The 597-nt window shown below is 39.7% G+C and carries 2 pseudogenes; both read right to left on the reverse strand.

From position 1 onward, the window contains the following. Window positions 1-94 (reverse strand): annotated as a pseudogene (locus ACS8FD_RS22630) (UMP kinase); the annotation flags it as partial. Window positions 95-327: 233 nt separating this feature from the next. Further along, a pseudogene (locus ACS8FD_RS22635) lies at window positions 328-597 on the reverse strand (30S ribosomal protein S12 methylthiotransferase RimO); the annotation flags it as partial.

The following is a 597-nucleotide window of genomic DNA, read 5'->3' on the forward strand; positions in this document are numbered from 1 at the left end:
CTTCAGTATCAATCCCCATATCTTTGCCACCAGCTAGGGCTTCACCAGATAATTTGAGCAATATGCGCGAGAAACGAGGGTTTTTGTCAGACATGAGGGCACCTTTTTATCGTTAAATTTATCATTAAATAATGGTTAAAACCAATAGAATTGGAGCACAGGTTAGAACTGATAGTCCAAAACAGGCTAGTAGGCCAAATTGCGCTAATTGTAGCAAAAACTACTCACAATTGGGCAATTTTCATCGGTAATCCGTGCCAGTTTTTATTTAGTCACTCAGTGGACACCGATGTTCAAAATTCATGTAGCGCTTTTTGTAACGTTTAATTAGCCTTGGTAACTGGCAAATAAGTCATATTCGCTAGCATCATCGATAGTGACGGTTAAGAACGCCCCGACTTTCACTTTGGCGGTAATATCATCTACATAGACATGACCGTCAATCTCTGGTGCATCAGCATAACTACGGCAAATTGCAATATTTTCTTCATGATCAATCTCATCAACCAATACCGTTAAAGTCTTACCGACTTTTTCTTGTAGTTTTTGTGCTGAGATGTCTTGTTGTAATGCCATCAAGCGCTCATAGCGAGATTG

This window comes from Psychrobacter sp. 1U2 (assembly GCF_051847575.1).